The 18201-nt window shown below is 53.6% G+C and carries 14 protein-coding genes; 10 read left to right on the forward strand and 4 right to left on the reverse strand.

The genetic code is table 11. From position 1 onward, the window contains the following. Positions 1-84 precede the first annotated feature (84 nt). Together JOE39_RS24130 and JOE39_RS24135 are read left to right on the forward strand one after the other, a co-directional pair. Positions 85-336, forward strand: a complete 252-nt coding sequence (locus JOE39_RS24130) for a hypothetical protein (protein WP_029571917.1) — start codon at positions 85-87, stop codon at positions 334-336. Next, positions 333-2390 (forward strand): methyl-accepting chemotaxis protein, encoded by a 2058-nt coding sequence (locus JOE39_RS24135; RefSeq protein ID WP_032658968.1) that lies wholly within the window; start codon positions 333-335, stop codon positions 2388-2390. The genes JOE39_RS24130 and JOE39_RS24135 overlap by 4 nt, the downstream gene beginning before the upstream one ends. A gap of 63 nt (positions 2391-2453) precedes the next feature. Here the strand turns inward: JOE39_RS24135 and JOE39_RS24140 are convergent, their stop codons facing one another. From JOE39_RS24140 to gmd, 3 genes are all read right to left on the reverse strand, one after another. Further along, positions 2454-3566 (reverse strand): glycosyltransferase family 4 protein, encoded by a 1113-nt coding sequence (locus tag JOE39_RS24140; protein ID WP_074996647.1) that lies wholly within the window; start codon positions 3564-3566, stop codon positions 2454-2456. A gap of 115 nt (positions 3567-3681) precedes the next feature. Beyond that, positions 3682-4578, reverse strand: a complete 897-nt coding sequence (locus JOE39_RS24145) for a GDP-mannose 4,6-dehydratase (protein WP_004389949.1) — start codon at positions 4576-4578, stop codon at positions 3682-3684. Continuing rightward, positions 4578-5609, reverse strand: coding sequence for a GDP-mannose 4,6-dehydratase (gene gmd, locus JOE39_RS24150; protein WP_003414986.1), 1032 nt, complete (start codon positions 5607-5609; stop codon positions 4578-4580). Before gmd ends, JOE39_RS24145 begins: the two co-directional genes overlap by 1 nt. A gap of 532 nt (positions 5610-6141) precedes the next feature. Between gmd and JOE39_RS24155 the strand changes: the two genes are divergently transcribed. From JOE39_RS24155 to JOE39_RS24190, 8 genes are all read left to right on the forward strand, one after another. Beyond that, the gene (locus JOE39_RS24155; protein ID WP_004402601.1) at positions 6142-6936 is read left to right on the forward strand and encodes an ABC transporter permease; all 795 of its coding nucleotides are present in this window, start codon (positions 6142-6144) and stop codon (positions 6934-6936) included. Beyond that, a complete protein-coding gene (locus JOE39_RS24160) occupies positions 6933-8150 on the forward strand; it encodes an ABC transporter ATP-binding protein (protein ID WP_003345312.1) in 1218 nt (405 codons plus the stop codon). The genes JOE39_RS24155 and JOE39_RS24160 overlap by 4 nt, the downstream gene beginning before the upstream one ends. After that, positions 8147-9991 carry a class I SAM-dependent methyltransferase gene (locus JOE39_RS24165; RefSeq protein ID WP_010424861.1) on the forward strand — a complete coding sequence of 615 codons (1845 nt, stop codon included), beginning with the start codon at positions 8147-8149 and terminating at the stop codon, positions 9989-9991. Before JOE39_RS24160 ends, JOE39_RS24165 begins: the two co-directional genes overlap by 4 nt. Next, complete coding sequence (locus JOE39_RS24170; protein WP_210078193.1) at positions 9991-12486, forward strand: glycosyltransferase family 1 protein; 2496 nt, start codon at positions 9991-9993, stop codon at positions 12484-12486. Before JOE39_RS24165 ends, JOE39_RS24170 begins: the two co-directional genes overlap by 1 nt. Before the next feature lie 58 nt (positions 12487-12544). Continuing rightward, entirely contained in the window at positions 12545-13588 is a 1044-nt protein-coding gene (locus JOE39_RS24175; protein WP_003317157.1) for a glycosyltransferase family 2 protein, read from the forward strand. After that, positions 13588-13926 carry a hypothetical protein gene (locus JOE39_RS24180; protein WP_003317156.1) on the forward strand — a complete coding sequence of 113 codons (339 nt, stop codon included), beginning with the start codon at positions 13588-13590 and terminating at the stop codon, positions 13924-13926. Before JOE39_RS24175 ends, JOE39_RS24180 begins: the two co-directional genes overlap by 1 nt. A gap of 49 nt (positions 13927-13975) precedes the next feature. After that, positions 13976-16042 carry a glycosyltransferase family 39 protein gene (locus JOE39_RS24185; protein ID WP_210078192.1) on the forward strand — a complete coding sequence of 689 codons (2067 nt, stop codon included), beginning with the start codon at positions 13976-13978 and terminating at the stop codon, positions 16040-16042. Between the two features lie 93 nt (positions 16043-16135). Further along, positions 16136-17239 (forward strand): acyltransferase, encoded by a 1104-nt coding sequence (locus JOE39_RS24190; RefSeq protein ID WP_210078191.1) that lies wholly within the window; start codon positions 16136-16138, stop codon positions 17237-17239. A gap of 77 nt (positions 17240-17316) precedes the next feature. On the opposite strand, the gene rfbA is transcribed toward JOE39_RS24190, so the two are convergent. Then, entirely contained in the window at positions 17317-18198 is an 882-nt protein-coding gene (rfbA, locus tag JOE39_RS24195) for a glucose-1-phosphate thymidylyltransferase RfbA (RefSeq protein WP_010424855.1), read from the reverse strand. Positions 18199-18201: the final 3 nt, after the last annotated feature.

Genomic DNA, 18201 nt, shown 5'->3' on the forward strand with positions numbered 1-18201 from the left:
TCCTTGATGGCGAGAGCACTGCTGCGTGGTGGTCGATTGTCGTTCTCCAGTCTACTTTTTTCGACCTTTTTGCTGGATGAATAAATGGCTGCCCTAAAGCACTTTTTCTGTCTGCTGGGCGGTCCGGTTCTTGCTTGGATGTGCCTGATAGCTCGTTTGAGAAGCTTTTTGACGCCAAAAACAATGAATGGCGACACTTTGCGTACCAATCTGAGGCGACGCGTATCGCCATTGAAACAAGAACATGGCATTTTGCTGTTAGTGTTTTTCCAACAAAAGGCATCGCCTCTGTTTTTGCAGATCTGGCAGGTGTTCACCGGGAGTCGCAGGACATGAACAGTCTTTTGTCACCAGGCATGCGCCTGATGGGACATTTTGGTTTTGCTCGCAAGTTTCAGGTCTTGTTCCTGCTGTTCATGTTGCCGCTGGCGGGCAGCGCATGGGTCATCACCAAGGAGTACAGCAACAAGCTCGATGTCATTTCCGGGGAGCAATCCGGCGTGCGTCAGTTGCTGGCGCTCGACGATCTGAACGTCGAGCTGTCCGCCCAACGCGATCATGCCGCACGCTGGAAAGCCGCCGACATCCTGCGCGAGCCGACTCCGGCTGCAAAGGCTGCCATGGCCAGCGTCGATGCAGGCATCCCTCGCATTGCCAAGGCGCTTGAGGGCGTTCAGGCGGTACTGGTCGAAGAAAAAGCACCTGCCGATACCATGAACCGTTTCAAGGCGCTTCAAGCCGCCGTCACCGGTCTGGACACGGCATCATTGCGCACGGTGGGCTGGTGGCCTGATGGCTACGACCGATTCACTACGGTGCTGAACCTGGTGCAGGCACTGCGCGAGCAGATCGCGATGGACAGCGGTTTGATTCTCGATCCCTGGCTTGAAACCTACATGCTCATGCAGCTCTCCACCCAGCAAGTGCCGGACCTGATCGAGCGTATCGGTCGTCTGTCGAGTGTGGGGCAGACGTCAGTGGCATCGGGTCAGTTCAGCTTGCAGAGCCGTCTGCAAATGCGCGACCTGCGTGGTCGCATCGATGACTCCAAGGACCAGATGCAAAAGGCTGCCGGCCTGCTGCTGTCCAAGCTTCCCGAGCAGTTGCAGCCGTGGGCCGACAAGTACGCTGCAGTAATGCAAGTGCTGGAAGCACAGCTTAAGGTGATTGATGACGGTGTTTTCGGCGGCAGTATCAAGCTCAAGCCGGAAGAGTTCGAAAAGAGCATCGACACCCTGACCGGCAGCACGACGGAGTTGCGCAGGCAGTCGCTTGAGGCGCTCAACGGACGCCTCGATTACTACCATGAGAGCTCCAACACGGAGTTCATCCCGATGGCGTTGGTCTTCTGTGTTCTGGTGATCATGGCGATCTATCTGTTCGCCTGTCTGCAATCCTCGATTCGCAACAGCGCCAGAGGCATCACCACGCTGGCTGAATCCCTGCGTGACGGCAATCTGTGTGTGGAAGTGGCTGTGCAGGGCCGTGACGAGCTGGCTGCCATCAGCCGCGCGCTTAACGTCGCGGTGGTGCAATTGCGCACCAGCCTGCTGGGCGTCAATCAGGAAACCGTTCGCGTCGGCGACGCCGTGCTGACGCTCAGTGCTCAGTCCAGCGGGACGCTCACCGAAGTCGAGGACCAGCAACAGCAGATCAGTCAGATCGCCGCCGCAGCCACTGAGCTGGCTGCCACTTCCCAGGGCGTGGCCAGAAGCTGTGAGCAGGCATCGGAAAGCGCCAGGCAGACGCGTCAGATTGCTCAGCAAAGCAGCCAGGACAGCCAGCGCACCACTGACAGCATCCAGCAACTCAATCAGCGGCTGACCGAAACTGCCGCCGCGCTGGGCCGGGTCAGCGAGCAGGGCCAGCAGATTCAATCGGTGGTGGATGCCATTCGCGGTATCGCCGAACAGACCAACCTGCTGGCCCTCAACGCAGCCATCGAGGCGGCGCGCGCCGGTGAGCAAGGCCGCGGGTTCGCGGTGGTTGCCGATGAAGTGCGCAGCCTGTCCCAGCGCACCCAGGCCTCGACCGCTCAGATCGCCGGAACGGTCGACAGCTTGCGCTCCACCGTGACGCAGGCGGTCAACCTGATGGAGGCGGCCTGCGGACAAGCCGTCAACGATGCGCAGTCGGTGACCGGTCTGGGCGTCCGCCTGGGCGAAATCGCCATAGCAGTGCAGGGTGTGACCGATACGCTGGCGCAGATATCCACCGCCGTGGAAGAACAGGCGACGACCGCTGATGAAGTGAGCAGCAACATCCAGCAGGTCGATCAGGCCGCAGGGCGTTTGCTGGAAGGTGCCCGTGCGGTCAATCAGGCGGCGGATACCTTGAGTCAGGGCAGTCGGGCGCTGAATGACAATACGGCGCGGTTTCGCTTGGGGTGATACGCCAGGTGGTCAGTAAAAAGCCCCAGTGATGGGGCTTTTTCATTCATCGAGAGACGACATTCATTTCAGCAGGTCGTGATAAACCTGCACAGTCGACGCGCACATTCTTTCTGCGGTGAACACCTCGTGGAACCGTGCCAGCGCGTTCTCGCCGAAGCGGGCCGCTTGCTCCGGGTCTTCCCACAAGCGGCGCATCGCTTCGCGCAACGCCAGCGGATTTTCCGGTGGTACTGCCAGACCGGTTTCTTCGTCGATATTCACGTAGGTAGTGCCGGTGCCGATCTCGCAGGAGATCATCGGCTTGCCATACATCGAGGCTTCAAGCAGCGAGATGCCGAACGCTTCCGAGCGTAGGTGGGAAGGGAAGACCAAGGCATAACACATCTGCAGCAGACACGCCTTGTCTTCATCGTCCAGTCGACCGAGAAACAGCACGTTGCGCAGTTGCAGTTTCTCAGCCTGTTCCTTCAACTCGGCCTCCTGAGGCCCACCACCGAGGATCACCACCGGGTAATCAACGCCCTCCAAGGCACTGAGCAGTGTGTGCAGGCCCTTGTAATAGCGCAGCACGCCGACGAACAGAAAGAACTTGCCCGGCACGCGCTGCTGCCATTCTGATCGTTTCTGCGCCGGGACCACCGGATAGGCCGACTGATCCAGCCCGTAGGGCACGACCACGGTCTTGTCGGCGAAGGGCTTCAGGGTCTCGCTGGTCTGCAGATAATTGGGCGAGGCCACCAGAATACGGTCCATGCGTTGGAGAAACTGGTTCATCAACGGGCTGTACAGCTTCAGCAGTGTGCGCTGCTTGATGATGTCCGAGTGATAACTGAGCACCGTTGGCCGGCCATGGCGGGTGGCGAAATGCACCAGATCCATCAGCGGCCAGGGGAAATGAAAATGAACCAGATCGGCTTCTGCGGCCATCTCTCTGAACTGGCTGAAAACGCTGGCAGAAAAGCCCGTGGACGCCAGATTGAAGTTTTCCTTCACGCGCGTGACCTGGTGGTCGGCGACCTGCAGGCGAGCGGGTGAGGGGGATGGGCTCAGCGTCAGCACCTGGCTTTCTACATCCAGCGCACGGCAGCCCTGAGCGAGCTGGAAAATGACCTGCTCTATCCCGCCGGTGGTGTCCGGGTAATAGGTTTTGAAGAAGTGTAGAACCTTGATCATCGTCTGCCTGATTCAGCCATGCGTGCTGAGTCGTTCACCACGGGCTTTAAGGGTGTTTAAAAAGGAAAGGCCTGTCTACCAGGTAGACAGGCCTTATTTTGTAACTGCCCACCAATCAAGCGGAGGGCAACATCCAGCTCAGGGTTTCCCGAAGCGGCGGGGTCTCCCAGTCGTGGACCAACGCGCGCAGGCGAGCGTTGTTGCCGCACAAGGTCTTGACCTCATTGGCCCGGACAAACGCAGGGTTCACCTGAACGTCGATATCCTGGCCCGTGATGTCCCGGCACATGTCGATCACTTCGCGCAGCGAGTGGGTCACGCCAGAGCTGACGTTGATCGTCTGCCCGACCGGGCGGGCTTCCAGCAGACCGCGGTAGGCGCTGACAACAGCGCGCACGTCACTGAAATCACGCCACACATCAAGGTTGCCCAGTTCGATGGTGCTGGCCTTGCGTGCGAAGTGCGAAACGATCTTGGGCAGCAGAAAGTTCTCTGCCTGCCCGACGCCGGTGTAGTTGAACGGCCTGGCGATGACAATGGGCAACCTGGCGTGCCAGAGGCTCGCCATGTATTCCATCGCCAGTTTGCTCACGGCATAGTCGTTGGCCGGTGCGGGCGGAGTCGTTTCATCCAGCATGCCGGATGAAGCATTGCCGTAGACATTGGCGCTGCTCGCCAGCAACACACAGTCAGGCACCTTGCCGCAGGCATCGATCGCCTCAAGCAGGTTGCGGGTGCCGATCAGGTTGACCTGATAGAAAGCATCCGCTGCCCCGTGCCCGACGAACGCCAATGCTGCGAGGTGCACGACGATATCCGGCTGAGTGTCTGCCAGCAGCTTGCGAAGACCTGCCACGTCTGCCAGATCCACCTGGTAGTAGCCTGGACTGTCCGAAGGCTGACTGCCGACGCCAAGGACTTCACAGCCCTGGGCGGCAAGCTCGTTCGCCATGAAACGGCCTGTAAAGCCGTTGATTCCGGTGATCAATGCGCGCTTGCCAGCAATACTCATCAGAACGAAAAGCCTTTTTCATTACGACGCAGATCCGCTTCGACCATCATGCGGCACAGCTCTTCCAGATTGGTCTTTGGTTCCCAGCCCAAGACTTCCTTGGCTTTTGCAGGGTTACCGATCAGCAGCTCGACTTCGGTTGGGCGGTAGAACTTCGGATTGACCGAAACCAGTACCTTGCCAGTGTCTGCGCAAATGCCTTTTTCCGACTCGGCTTCGCCTTCCCACTTGATGGTCACGCCAGTGGCCTTGAATGCCATGCTCACGAAGTCGCGTACGGTTTCAGTGCGGTTGGTGGCCAGGACAAAGGTGTCCGGCTCATCAGCCTGCAGCATGCGCCACATGCCTTCGACGTATTCCTTGGCAAAACCCCAGTCGCGCTTGGCGTCCATGTTGCCCAGTTCGAACGACTCGATCAGGCCCAGTTTGATCTTGGCAACCGAATCGGTGATCTTGCGGGTCACGAACTCACGGCCACGCAGTGGCGACTCGTGGTTGAACAGGATGCCGCTGGTGGCGAAGATGTCGTACGACTCACGGTAGTTGATGGTCATCCAGTGCGCGTAGAGCTTGGCGACGCCGTACGGGCTGCGCGGGTAGAACGGAGTGCTTTCTACTTGCGGGATGGCCTGGACCTTGCCGAACATCTCGGAAGTCGATGCCTGGTAGAAACGGATCTTGGTGTTGACGATGCGGATGGCTTCCAGCAGGTTGACTGCGCCGATGCCGGTGATTTCGGCAGTGGTCAACGGCTGTTCGAACGACACACCCACGAAGCTTTGTGCCGCGAGGTTGTAGACCTCGGTAGCGCCCGTGGTTTGCAGCAAGCGAATGCTGGCAGACAGGTCAGTCAGGTCATACTCGACGAGATGCAGATTAGGGTTGTTCTGGATCCCGAGCTCTTCTATACGCCAGAAATTGACGGAGCTGGTACGGCGATAGGTGCCGTAAACGGTATAGCCTTTTTCGAGCAGCAGCTCAGCCAGGTAAGCGCCGTCTTGACCAGTAATGCCGGTAATGATTGCTTTCATGCTAGATTTTTTAACTCCATCAAAGATCGGGTGCCCCAGCTTGTTCACGGGGGGCTAGTGCTGTATTCGAGGCGTGCCATGATACAGGTTAGCAAGCGTGTAGACGACTGTTGCACCTTGTTGTGTGGCATTTATTATGCCCGTTCGACGGCTCGCCGGCTCGGCTCTCGAGTGACTACCGTGATAGCAGAGGTGGCGAAAGGGTATCATTGCACGTGAGCCGTTCGTAAACGTCCATGACATGGCCGTTAAGCAACGGTTCTGCAATTGCCTGATTTTCAGAAGAATTTCATGATTTTCCGTCTGCTGGGCTCATGAATAATTCGTTTTGAACGTGCCGATTTAAAGACTAAACGGTGACTATTCCAGCGAAGGCGATATAGTGCGCCCCCAGAAACCTTTTTCTGTTTTTTTTGCGTTTCGTAGCTCGGTGAAACCAGCGCTCCGCCCACTGCGGTGGGAGTTGGGTATTAACTGTACGGAACAGGAACACTCAGGGTAAGCACGACTTCACCCTCTTCAGGAGTCACCAATGTTGGAGCTGTTCAGAAGCCTTTGGGGTTACCGGGGATTCGTTTTTTCATCTATACGCAATGAGTTTTCCGCACGATTCGCCCGCAGCCGCCTGGGTGGCCTGTGGATGATCATCAACCCGCTGGCACAGGTTGCGATCTACGCGCTGGTTCTCTCCAACGTTCTGGCTGCCAAACTACCGGGCATCGACAACAAGTATGCGTATGCGGTCTACCTGATGGCCGGTATGCTGGCCTGGAGCTACTTTGCAGAAATCATCGGTCGCTGTCTGACGTTGTTCATTGATCAGGGCAACCTGATGAAAAAGATGCGTTTTCCACGCATCACTTTGCCCGTGATTGTCACAGGTTCATGTCTTCTCAATTATGTTCTGCTGTTTGCCGCGATACTGCTTGTCTTCGCTGCACTGGGCCTTTGGCCGCACTGGCAAATGCTCTGGCTGATCCCCCTGACTCTCGTAGTGACCGCCCTGGCTGTAGGTCTGGGCCTCATCCTTGGTGTATTGAACGTATTTGTGCGCGATGTCGGTCAGGTCATTCCGATTCTGCTGCAGGTGTGGTTCTGGTTCACGCCGATCGTGTACCCGGTCAATATTATTCCCGAGCAATTCAAAAGCGTCATGGGCATCAACCCAATGTTTCCGATCGTCAGTGCCTACCACGACGTTCTGGTTTATGGGCGAGCGCCTGATCTGCAAAGTATGGCCATCACCGCCGCTGTCGCAGCAGGTCTGATGCTGTTGGGCCTATTCATGTTTCGCCGGGCGGCGCCGGAGATGGTGGACGTACTATGAGTCTGTTGAGCGTTAGTAATCTGGGCAAGGCCTATCGTGTCTATGCCTCCGAGTTTCAGCGTATTGGTCGCTGGTTCGGCATACCTACCAAGCCAAGCGAAGAGCACTGGGTCCTTAAGCACATCAGTTTTTCAATCGAGCCAGGTGAGGCGATAGGAATTGTTGGGCAGAACGGCGCGGGTAAGTCGACGCTGCTCAAGATGATAACCGGGACTTTGCAGCCTACTGAAGGGCATGTTCAGGTCAACGGCCGTATCGCCGCTATTCTCGAGCTGGGGATGGGGTTTACTCCCGACCTGACCGGGCGTCAGAACGTCTATCACGCCGCCGGCCTGATGGGGTTCAGTGCTGATCAGATCAACGGTGTTATTGATGAAATCGAGGCATTCGCAGAGATCGGGGAGTATTTCGACGAACCGGTGAGAATGTATTCGAGTGGCATGCAGATGCGTGTTGCGTTTGCGGTTGCCACAGCGATCAGGCCTGAAATACTTATTGTTGATGAAGCGTTATCTGTCGGTGACAGCTACTTCCAGCATAAAAGCTTCGAACGCATACGTCAGTTCCAGGCTCAGGGAACGACATTACTCATCGTGTCTCACGACCGAGGTTCCATTCAGGCGCTTTGCAGCCGAGCGATACTGCTTGAAAAAGGCACGGTGATAAAAGATGGCAAGCCCGAAGAAGTCATGGATTTCTATAATGCCTTGATTGCCGAAAAGGAAAACGCAACGGTACAGCTCCGAGAGCTCGAGGATGGTTCGGTACAGACTCGCTCAGGCAGTGGAGAAGCCACCATCGGCGCTGTCAGTCTGCACAATGCTGCCGGTGAGCGTATTGAGTACGTTTCCGTCGGCGAGCCAGTGTCCTTGCGCATCAATGCTCAGGTTAACAGTGCAATTCCCGAGCTGGTAGTGGGGTATCTCATCAAGGATCGCCTGGGACAGCCTGTTTACGGCACCAACACGCATCATATGGGCTGCAAGGTCGTTGATCTGCAGGCAGGAGAGTCTCTGGATTACTCCTTCAACTTTCCAGCCAACCTGGGGGTGGGCTCGTATTCAGTTGCGGTGGCACTCCACACAACAGATAGTCATTTATCACGCAATTATGAATGGGTGGATTTAACGCTCGTGTTCAATGTAGTCAATATTTCGCAAAGCGAGTTTGTTGGGTTGGCATGGCTGCCGCCTGTTGTGGAGTTCAGTCGATGACCGTTCCCTTCTACCGTGCCTTTGAAGATCGTTATCGCGGCTCGCGCGAATTGATCCATGAACGCCAGCAGGTTTACGTGCCGTTCCTGAAGCCGCTGCACCAGCTTTACCCGGATGGCCAGGCGCTGGATCTTGGCTGTGGTCGAGGCGAGTGGCTGGAAATCTTGATCCAGAATGGCTTTCAGGCGCTCGGTATCGATCTTGATGTGGGCATGCTTGAAGCCTGTACGGCTTTGGGATTGCCGGTCGAAAACGTTGATGCGCTGGAAAAGCTGAGAAGCTTGCCAGATGAAAGCATGACGGTTATCTCAGGTTTTCATATCGCCGAGCATATCCCGTTTGGCGATCTTAAAGTGTTGGTTGCCGAGGCGCTGAGAGTACTAAAACCTGCCGGTCTGCTTATTCTGGAAACGCCCAACTCGGAAAATCTTGTGGTGGGCACGCAGACATTTTATCTGGACCCTACCCATACTTGCCCCATACCGCATTTGCTGCTGAGCTTTCTGACTGAATACTCTCGGTTTAGTCGCTCTCAGCTGCTGCGTCTTCAAGAGCCCGTCGCGCTGTCCGAAGGCGGGCCTGTCGATTTATTCAGCGTGCTGCACGGCGTCAGTCCGGATTACGCGATCGTCGCGCAAAAAGCGGCAGCTCCCGAACAGCTGGAGATATTCGACGCCGTTTTCGGTAAAGAGTACGGCATGTCGCTGGAGTCACTTTCGCGCCGCTATGACTCCCAGGTGGCAGGCTGGGTTGAAAAGAGTGACGCTACATGCGCTGAGCTGCGTGAGCAGTTGAATCAGGTTCAGCAACGCGGTCAGGAACTTGAGCAAATTGTGCGTGCGCTTGAAGAGTCAGGTACTGCGACCGAGACTGAACTGCGTGAGCAGTTGAACCAGGTTCAGCAACGCGGCCAGGAACTTGAGCAAATTGCGCGTACGCTGGAAGAATCGGGTGCTGCGACCCACGCTGAACTGCGTGATCAGCTCTCTCATGTTCAGGAGCAAGGCAAGCACCTCGAGAGCAGTGTGCATGCGCTGCAAAATAACGACGAAGTTGAAGCCAGGATACGTGAGGTGACACTGCGTGCCGAACTGGCTGAGTCGCGCGTTCATAGTTTTCAGTTGGGTCAAGAAGCTGCACAGTTGCGTATGAATGAATCGGAAGCGCGCTTGAATGAAGCGTTTTCTTACCTGAAAGAGCTTCAGGCGCAGGTTACGCAATTGCAGCAGGATACCGGCGTTACTAAAGTGACAGACGCAGTCTCTGCGCAAGCGCGTGTCGATGAGCTCCAGGCCCGTCTCAAGGAATCGTTGGATAATGCGCATCACTGGTGGCTGAAAGCCAACGAGAACCAGGTCGAACAAGCGCAGATGCATGAGATTCAAGCTCAACTGGATCAATCGCTGAACAATGCGCATCATTGGTGGCTTACAGCGACCGCTTATGAGGCACGTATTGCACAGTTTGAAAATAGTAGGTCATGGCGGATAACTCGGCCGCTTCGCACGTCGGCCAGTTTATCCAGCAAAGCGTCCAGAGTACCTTCGAGTCTCTTCAAGCGAGTGGTACGTTCTGTGTTGGCCCGCTCGATACGCTTTGTTTTGAACAGGCCGCGCCTACGCACGCGTCTTGTCAATAAAGCTCAGGCATATCCCAATTTTTTGAATAGCGTCAGGCAATTTGCCTTGCGTCACGGAATTATTCAGCCCCGGCCTCATGAAGTGACTCCTGTTACGGCTGCAACAGAGGCGACTGACGATGGTTTTCCGACAGCAAGCCCAAGGGTGGCGCGTGTTTATTCCGATTTGAAGCTGGCTTTTGAGCGCAAGGAAAACCGTTAATGCGTATTGTCATTGATCTACAGGGCGCTCAGTCCGAAAGTCGTTTTCGCGGTATTGGTCGCTATTCTCTGTCATTGGCTCAGGCCATCGCACGAAATGCCGGGAGCCATGAGATATGGCTGGCCCTGAACAACTGCATGTCGGAAAGCATTTCTGACATAAGGGCTGCCTTTGCTGGTCTTATTCCCGAGAGCCGCATACGTATATTTGACGTGCCGGGTGATGCGAACCCGACTCCTTGGGTGGCGAGAGCATCTGAAGTCATCAGAGAGTCCTTTTTGTCCACGCTGAAACCCGATGCGGTAGTGGTCAGCAGTCTGTTTGAAGGCTATTGGGCGAACGCAGTGACGTCCGTTGGGGCTGTGCCGGCAACGCATCAAACCGCAGTAATCCTCTATGACCTGATTCCGTTCATGAACGAGGATGTCTATCTTCCTACTGCAGAGCTGAAAGACTATTACCACCGTAAAATAGACTGGTTGAAGAAAGCCGATACTTTGCTGGCCATTTCCGATTCCTCGCGTCAGGAAGCGGTGACTCACCTAGGCATAGACCAAGCAAAGATAGCCAATATTTCCGCGGCTATTGGTGAGCAGTTTATTCCGGACGAAGTGAATCTGAGCAAAAGCTCGGCGATACTTGAGCGTCTGGGCGTGAAAAGCGAGTTCATTCTTTATGCGCCGGGCGGCTTTGACCCCAGGAAAAATTTCGCTCGCTTGCTTGAAGCCTATAGCACGCTGCCCAGCGCGCTTAAGGCCAGGCACCAGCTGGTTATCGCGAGCAAGCTGCATGCTCAGCAGCGAATGGAGCTGCTCGCCTTTGCAGAGCAATATGGCGTCAAGGCTTCGGAGTTGGTACTGACTGGCTACGTCAATGATGCAGACCTGATTGCCCTCTACTCGTTGACCAAGCTATTTGTCTTCCCGTCGACCCATGAAGGCTTTGGTCTTCCGGTGCTGGAAGCCATGGCATGTGGCGCTGCGGTTATCGGTTCTAACTGCAGCAGTGTTCCGGAAGTCATTGGGTTCGACGAAGCGCTGTTCGACCCGTTCTCGGTCGGCTCCATCGCTGCGAAAATGCTAGAAGGTCTAGAAAGCGATGGCTTCCGCTCAAGATTGCTTACCAATGCAGGGGAGCAGTGCAAGAAGTTTTCGTGGGATGAGTCTGCGAAAAAAGCCATAGAAGCTTTGGAGTCGAGGCATTCGTCGGTTGCTGCTGATCAGCCTGACCTGCCTGATCCTGGAGCTGCATTGCTGGAGCGACTGATTTCACTCTCGGACACTGCGCCTACTGACATCGAGCTTTTTCAGGTTGCGAAAAGTATCGCATTCGACTTTGCAGGCGCTGATCACAGGCAATTGTTGCTTGATGTATCCAGCATCGTTCACAGTGATGCCAAATCAGGTATTCAACGCGTCGTACGCAGTCTGCTCCACGAGTTCTTGAATGACCAACCAGCAGGCCTGACTGTTCGTCCGATCTACTTTGCGGATGGCCAGTATTATTATGCTAATGCCTTTGCCTCCCGCATCTATGATCAGTTTTCCGAGGCGACAGACGCAATTATCGACTTCGCCCAAGACGATATCTATCTGTCTCTGGACTTGAACATGCACTTGGCAAGTCAACTCTATCCGCTGCACAGTCAGATGCGGCAGATGGGCGTACAGGTCAGTTACATCGTGTACGACTTACTGCTGTTCCACCGCCCTGACTGGTGGGTGGCGCCGAATGCTGAGCTGTTCAACGACTGGCTGCAGAAAATCAGCATGGTCGCCAGCAGCCTGATTTGCATATCGGGCGCAGTTGCGGATGAATTGAAGCAATGGCTTGCTGACAATGTGGACAAGTGCGCAGGCAACAAGCCAAGTGTAAAGAGCTTCCACCTGGGGGCCGATATCGACAACAGCCTGCCTTCTGCAGGTCTGCCCGATGATGCAGGGGAGCTGTTGGCACGTCTGGCGCAGAAGCCAAGCTTCCTGATGGTCAGTACCGTAGAGCCGCGCAAAGGGCATGCGCAAACGCTCTCTGCTTTTGAAAGTCTCTGGGAGCAGGGGCAGGACATTAATCTTGTCATCGTCGGGAAACGGGGCTGGCTTGTCGACGAGCTGGTCGCACGCCTTGAAAACCATCCCGAGAAAGGCAATAGGCTTTTCTGGCTGGAAGGCATCAGTGATGAGTACCTCGAAAAGATTTACTCAGCGTCGACGTGTCTGATAGCGGCATCGGAAGGCGAGGGGTTCGGCCTGCCATTGATCGAAGCAGCTCAATATAATCTTCCAATGATTATTCGTGATCTGCCTGTGTTCAAGGAAATCGCAGGTACCCACGCATTTTATTTCAGCGGCTTGCACCCTACTGACATGAGTGAAGCAATAGCGGCCTGGTTAGAGTTACACAAGGACTCAATGCATCCAGATTCAAGTGACATGCCTTGGCTGACGTGGGAACAGAGCGCCAGGCAGCTGCAGGCAGCACTCATATTGAGCAACTGATTACTGCCGAGTCGCAGACCCACTATCAGAAGATTTGGACCAACAGGTAATTTTATATATGACAATCGGTCAGCAACACCAGGTCAAGCCAGACGTAATCCCTACCGTCGATGTCGAGGGACGTAGCAAGATCGCTGTCTTGATCCCTTCCTATAAAGTGGTCGCGCACATACTGGGTGTGATCGCAGACATTGGACCAGAAGTCGACAGAATTTACGTCGTTGACGACTGCTGCCCGGATCATTCTGGTGCTTACGTCGAACAACACTGTACCGACCCACGTGTGGTTGTTCTGCGTAACCCTCAGAATCAGGGCGTTGGTGGCGCGGTCATGACCGGCTACAAAGCGGCGATTGAAGAAAATATGGACGTTATTGTAAAGATTGATGGCGACGGTCAGATGGACCCTGCGTTGATCATGAACTTCATTAATCCCATCCTTGCCGGTGAAGCGGATTACACGAAAGGCAATCGCTTTTTTGATCTCGAGGAGATCCGGGCAATGCCGCGCGTTCGCTTGTTTGGGAACGCTGTACTGTCTTTCATGACGAAATTTTCGTCGGGCTATTGGGATTTGTTTGATCCCACCAATGGCTATACAGCGATTCATCGAGATGTTGCGAAACATCTGCCTCTGGATAAAATAAGCAGGCGCTATTTTTTTGAGACCGACATTCTTTTTCGACTCAACACGTTGCGTGCTGTCGTTGTAGATATTCCCATGCATGCCAAGTACGGTGATGAAGTCAGTAACCTGAAAGTATCCAAGGTCGTTGGCGAGTTCTTCGTCAAGCACGTTAGAAATTTCGGCAAACGAATATTTTATAACTACTACCTGAGGGACATGTCGCTTGCATCTATTGAACTTCCTGTGGGCCTGACGCTATTGTTGTCCGGTAGTGTGTTCGGTATTTCTCATTGGATCAGCTCAATTTATACCGGTGTCCCTAACTCGGCAGGCACTGTCATGCTTTCCGCGTTGCCTATTATATTGGGCATTCAACTGATATTGGCATTTTTGGGGCAGGATATTGCGTCGGTTCCCAGAAGGCCTTTTCACCTAGCTAAAACCAAAGTCAAGTCCAAGGCAGGGGCAGTGTAATGGTGTATGCGATTGCTGTCCTGTGCGTGCTGGGAATTGCTGCTGGACAGATCATGTTCAAATTAAGCGCTATTTCCTTGCAACGGGCGGGCACTTTTTTTGACATCAAAACTATCATGATACTGGGCTCTGCTTTTGCCCTCTATGGACTGACTACTATCGCATGGGTATGGGTACTTCAGAAAATAGAGCTTGGTAAAGCCTACCCCTTGATGGCAATGGCATTTGTATTAGTGCCTATTGGTAGCCATTTTATTTTGGGCGAGCGCTTTCAGGTTCAGTATTTCGTAGGCGTTCTGTTTATCATGTTTGGTATTGTATTGGCCGTCAAGTCATAGCTGTTTTGCGTATGGCACATGGCATTAAATTTGTAGAGTGGGAAGCGGCATGCAATTTAAAAATGGAATAAAGTTAGGCGCTCCAGTAGCGGTGGCGGGTATCATGGTCATGACCTTGATCGTGCTGCTGGTGCGATCCATTGGGCTGTACCCAGGCGTTCTGGGTGATGAGTACACGTACAGCTCGATGGCGAGATTGATGCCTCTGTCTGCCGCCTATATTCCGGATTATCTCTACCTTGCCATCTATAAGTCCACTAACCTGTGCGGCCGCGGGTTTATGGAGTGTTCGAAGCTTTTCAATACGGTGTTCTTCGTCGCTGCTGCGCCGTTTATATACATGACCGCTAGACGCTTTTGTGGCAGTCGGTTGTCCGTGTTGATTGTATTTCTCAGTATGCTGGGGCCGATAAATAGCTACACTGCTTACTTCATGCCTGAACCGTTGTTTTTCCTGTCCTTCTGGGTCGGGATTTCTTACTTCTTGAGTCTAAATGCTCAATCCTCCTTGAAAGAGTGGGCTTTGTTTGGCTTTATCATGGGCTGTTCATCGCTCGTTAAGCCACACGCGATGTTTATGATTCCGGCATTTTGCCTGTGCATAATTTTCTTTGCCTACAAAAGCATGAGTACGTGGCTAGTCACGGGACTCAAAAGCAGTGCTGTGTTTGTAGTGGTGATGCTGGCGACCAAGTTTGTCGTGAGCTTCATCATTGCCGGCACTTCAGGGTTAACGCTTTTTGGTAATTTTTATACCTCGACGTTCGAGTCAAGCGCTTCATCTCTGCAACGATACCTCGATATCTTTTCAACGGCACCACGTATTATTGAGGGCCATCTATTAGCCATTGTTATGATGTTTGGTACTTCAGTGGCAATTATCATATTTGGCTCTATAAAGGCTCTGGCAAAAAAGTCTATTTCGTCGGAAGATAAAGTTGTTTTTTGTACCTTGGCTTTGTTGCTCAATTTGATTGTGATCGTTGGTTTGTTTTCAGCATCGGTTGCAGGCACGAACGTGGTCGAAACGGCGTTCAGGCTTCATATGCGGTATTACGATTTCATGCTGCCGTTGTTATTCATTGCTGCGGCGACTCAAATTAACGCTGTGCACACTGCCTCTTTAAAGTATTGCCGATTTATTATTGCAATTCTTTTATTGGCCATGATCGGCTATGCCGCGATGACACTGATGCATCCATTCACACCCAGCTATGTTGACAGTGCGGAGTTGCGTGGTTATACGCTAAATGTAAACTGGTTTATTGCGCTGGCCGTTTTCTCAGCACTCGCAGTTGTCGTGTGGTGTTTGTCGGCCAGTTCTGGGACTATCGTATTCCTGCTTTTCTACTTGCCGCTTTCTGTGGGAGTTACTGCTGTCCACAGTAATGCAGAGGTCAGACAGAGAATGGTGATCGATGCATACGATAGAGCAGGGCTCTTTGCAAAAAGCTATGTCCCCGCGAATGAGCTGTCTAGTCTTGTTGTGGTTGGCAATAGCGTTGCGGCAACGCTAAGGTCCCTGGTCTACATCGACGACTTGGGCGCTTCACGCGATCTTTCTTTTGTCGAAGGTGTTCCTTATACCGCGGCCCAGACGCCAGCTGAAAAAAAGTGGATTTTGGCCGTTGGGGACATCGAATTCGCAAAAGATGAATTTGAAGTGATGAGGTTCAATGGTTTCTCCTTGGCAAAAAAGATGACCAGTGTTTATCCGTTGAATATCAATTTCAGGCATTCCTCATTACCTGATACGGTGATAAAAGCATCAGGGCTTTCGCATCCTGAAAGCTGGGGCGCTTGGTCGGATCGTGGCGATATTGTGTTCAGATTCGCCAAACCTTTACCGTCCAAGTTTCAACTTGTGCTGACGGCCAAGGCATTTGGTCCTAATGTCGATAAGCCGTTTGAGGTGTTGGTAGGTCACCGAAGTTATCCGGTCAAGCTGACTGCAGACAACGCGTCCTACACACTGGATATCGTCAATGTTGATAGCGCCGACGTATTAACCATCAAGGTGCCCCTGCCTACGTCACCTAAGCAGCTCGGTATGAGTAAGGATGATCGCACCCTTGGCATTGGCCTGGATCAGCTTGAGATTCGTAAGGTCGAGTAATGTCTATTGGCTGGCGGGAACTAAAACACCCGCCAGAACGCTGGAATGCTCACTCATTGAGTTGACGGAGCGTAGCTTGAAAAAAAGGACGCCATGAGCGAACAGATCGGCCAGTCAGAACGTATTTACACGCTGGATGTGCTACGTGGTATCGCAGCCTTGTCAGTGGTGTTCTGGCATTGGCAGCATTTTTTTTACGTAGGGGATCAGCCGGCTCTTTTCGACGTGGCCCGGCAACCCTTTTTCGCTTACCTGACCATTTTATATAAGTACGGCGCGCTGGCAGTCGAGCTTTTTTTCTGTATATCAGGATTTGTATTTTTCTATCTTTTTTTTAATGACATCTCATCGCGTAGAGTCAGTGCCTCTCGATTCTTCATGAATAGGTTCAGTCGATTATACCCCCTGCATATTTTCAGTTTTGCCGCTGTCGCTCTATTTCAATTCATCTATTTTCAGCAGAACGCTGTTTATTTCATATATCAGTTCAATGACGTTTATCACGCAATTCTGAATATCCTGATGATTCCAGCCTGGGGGTTGGAAAAAGGCTGGTCCTTCAACGGCCCTGTGTGGTCCGTGTCGGTTGAAATCTTTTTGTACGGACTGTTTTTTACAGTCTGCCTGATGGGACGGTGCCGCTACCTTCTCGTTCCCCTTTTGATCTTCATATCTTGGCTGGCCTACCCCGAATATCATAAACTTTCAGCCGGTGTTTTTTCCTTCTTCAGTGGCGGGTTAGCATATTTAATCTTTGCCCGTGTCCGTAGCCTGACAGGTCGCAACACAAGCTGCATCGCTGCACTGATCGCAATGCTGGCGGCATGGAGTGCGGTCTGGCTATCGCCGACATTGAATATCTATCTCCTGATGGGCGTCGCTTTTCCTGCGTCTGTGATGTTTATTGCATCCGTATCTTATGTGCAGCCGACGCTGATGAAACGGTTTGGGGTTATCGGTGACGTCAGCTATTCGTCCTACCTGCTGCATTTCCCGCTGCAGATACTCTTTGCGATGGCTTTCGATGCGCTGGGCTATGACCGTGAGATCTTCTATAACACGTGGATGCTGTTATTGTTCATGGCCGTGCTGATTCCGTTAAGCTTTGCCAGTCACCGGCTGTACGAAGTTCCCTTGCAGCATTGGTTACGTCGTCGCTTTAACGTCTGGAGCACTAATCGTCGGGAAATTACTTAACGCTTGAAAGGAGGCGCTACGGTAAACATTGGTATCGCATCCTTTCGCACGTAGTTAGTCGAGATCCATGGCGCGGATCAGAAAATCTTTTCCTTCAGCACGTTCTTCAAATACTGGCCGTAGCCATTCTTGATCAACGGCTGTGCAAGCTTTTCAAGCTGCGCACCATCAATCCAGCCCGCGCGATAGCAGATCTCTTCCGGGCATGCGACCTTCAAGCCCTGGCGCCTTTCCAGCGTGGCGATGTACTGGCCGGCTTCCAGCAGGCTGTCATGCGTGCCGGTGTCCAGCCAGGCATAGCCACGGCCCATGATCTCTACGTGCAGCTGTTTCTGCTCCAGGTACAGCGTGTTGAGATCGGTGATCTCCAACTCGCCGCGTGGGGAGGGCGTCAACTGGCGGGCCAGATCGACCACTTGGTTGTCGTAGAAATACAAACCAGTGACGGCGTAGTTCGATTTGGCAACCGTGGGCTTCTCTTCAAGCGACAGCACTCGGCCGCTGTCATCGAATTCGGCTACGCCATAACGCTCGGGGTCCTGCACGTGATATGCGAAGACCGAGGCGCCCGACTCACGGTTGCTGGCATTGAGCAGCAGCGACTGGAAGTCATGCCCGTAGAAAATGTTGTCGCCCAATACCAGTGCCGATGCATCGTTGCCAATGAAGTCCGCGCCTATGGTGAACGCCTGAGCCAGCCCATCCGGGCTTGGCTGTACGGCGTAGGTCAGGTTCAGCCCCCACTGGCTACCGTCGCCCAGCAACTGCGAGAAGCGCGGCGTGTCCTGCGGTGTGGAGATGATCAGAATGTCACGGATCCCGGCCAGCAACAGCGTGCACAGCGGGTAGTAGATCATCGGCTTGTCGTACACCGGCAGCAACTGTTTGGAGACAGAGAGCGTGGCCGGGTGCAAACGGGTACCCGATCCACCAGCCAGAATGATTCCTTTACGAGCCATGAG

Origin of the sequence: Pseudomonas sp. PvP100 (assembly GCF_017833055.1) — a bacterium.
GTDB classification, from domain to species: Bacteria; Pseudomonadota; Gammaproteobacteria; order Pseudomonadales; family Pseudomonadaceae; genus Aquipseudomonas; species Aquipseudomonas syringae.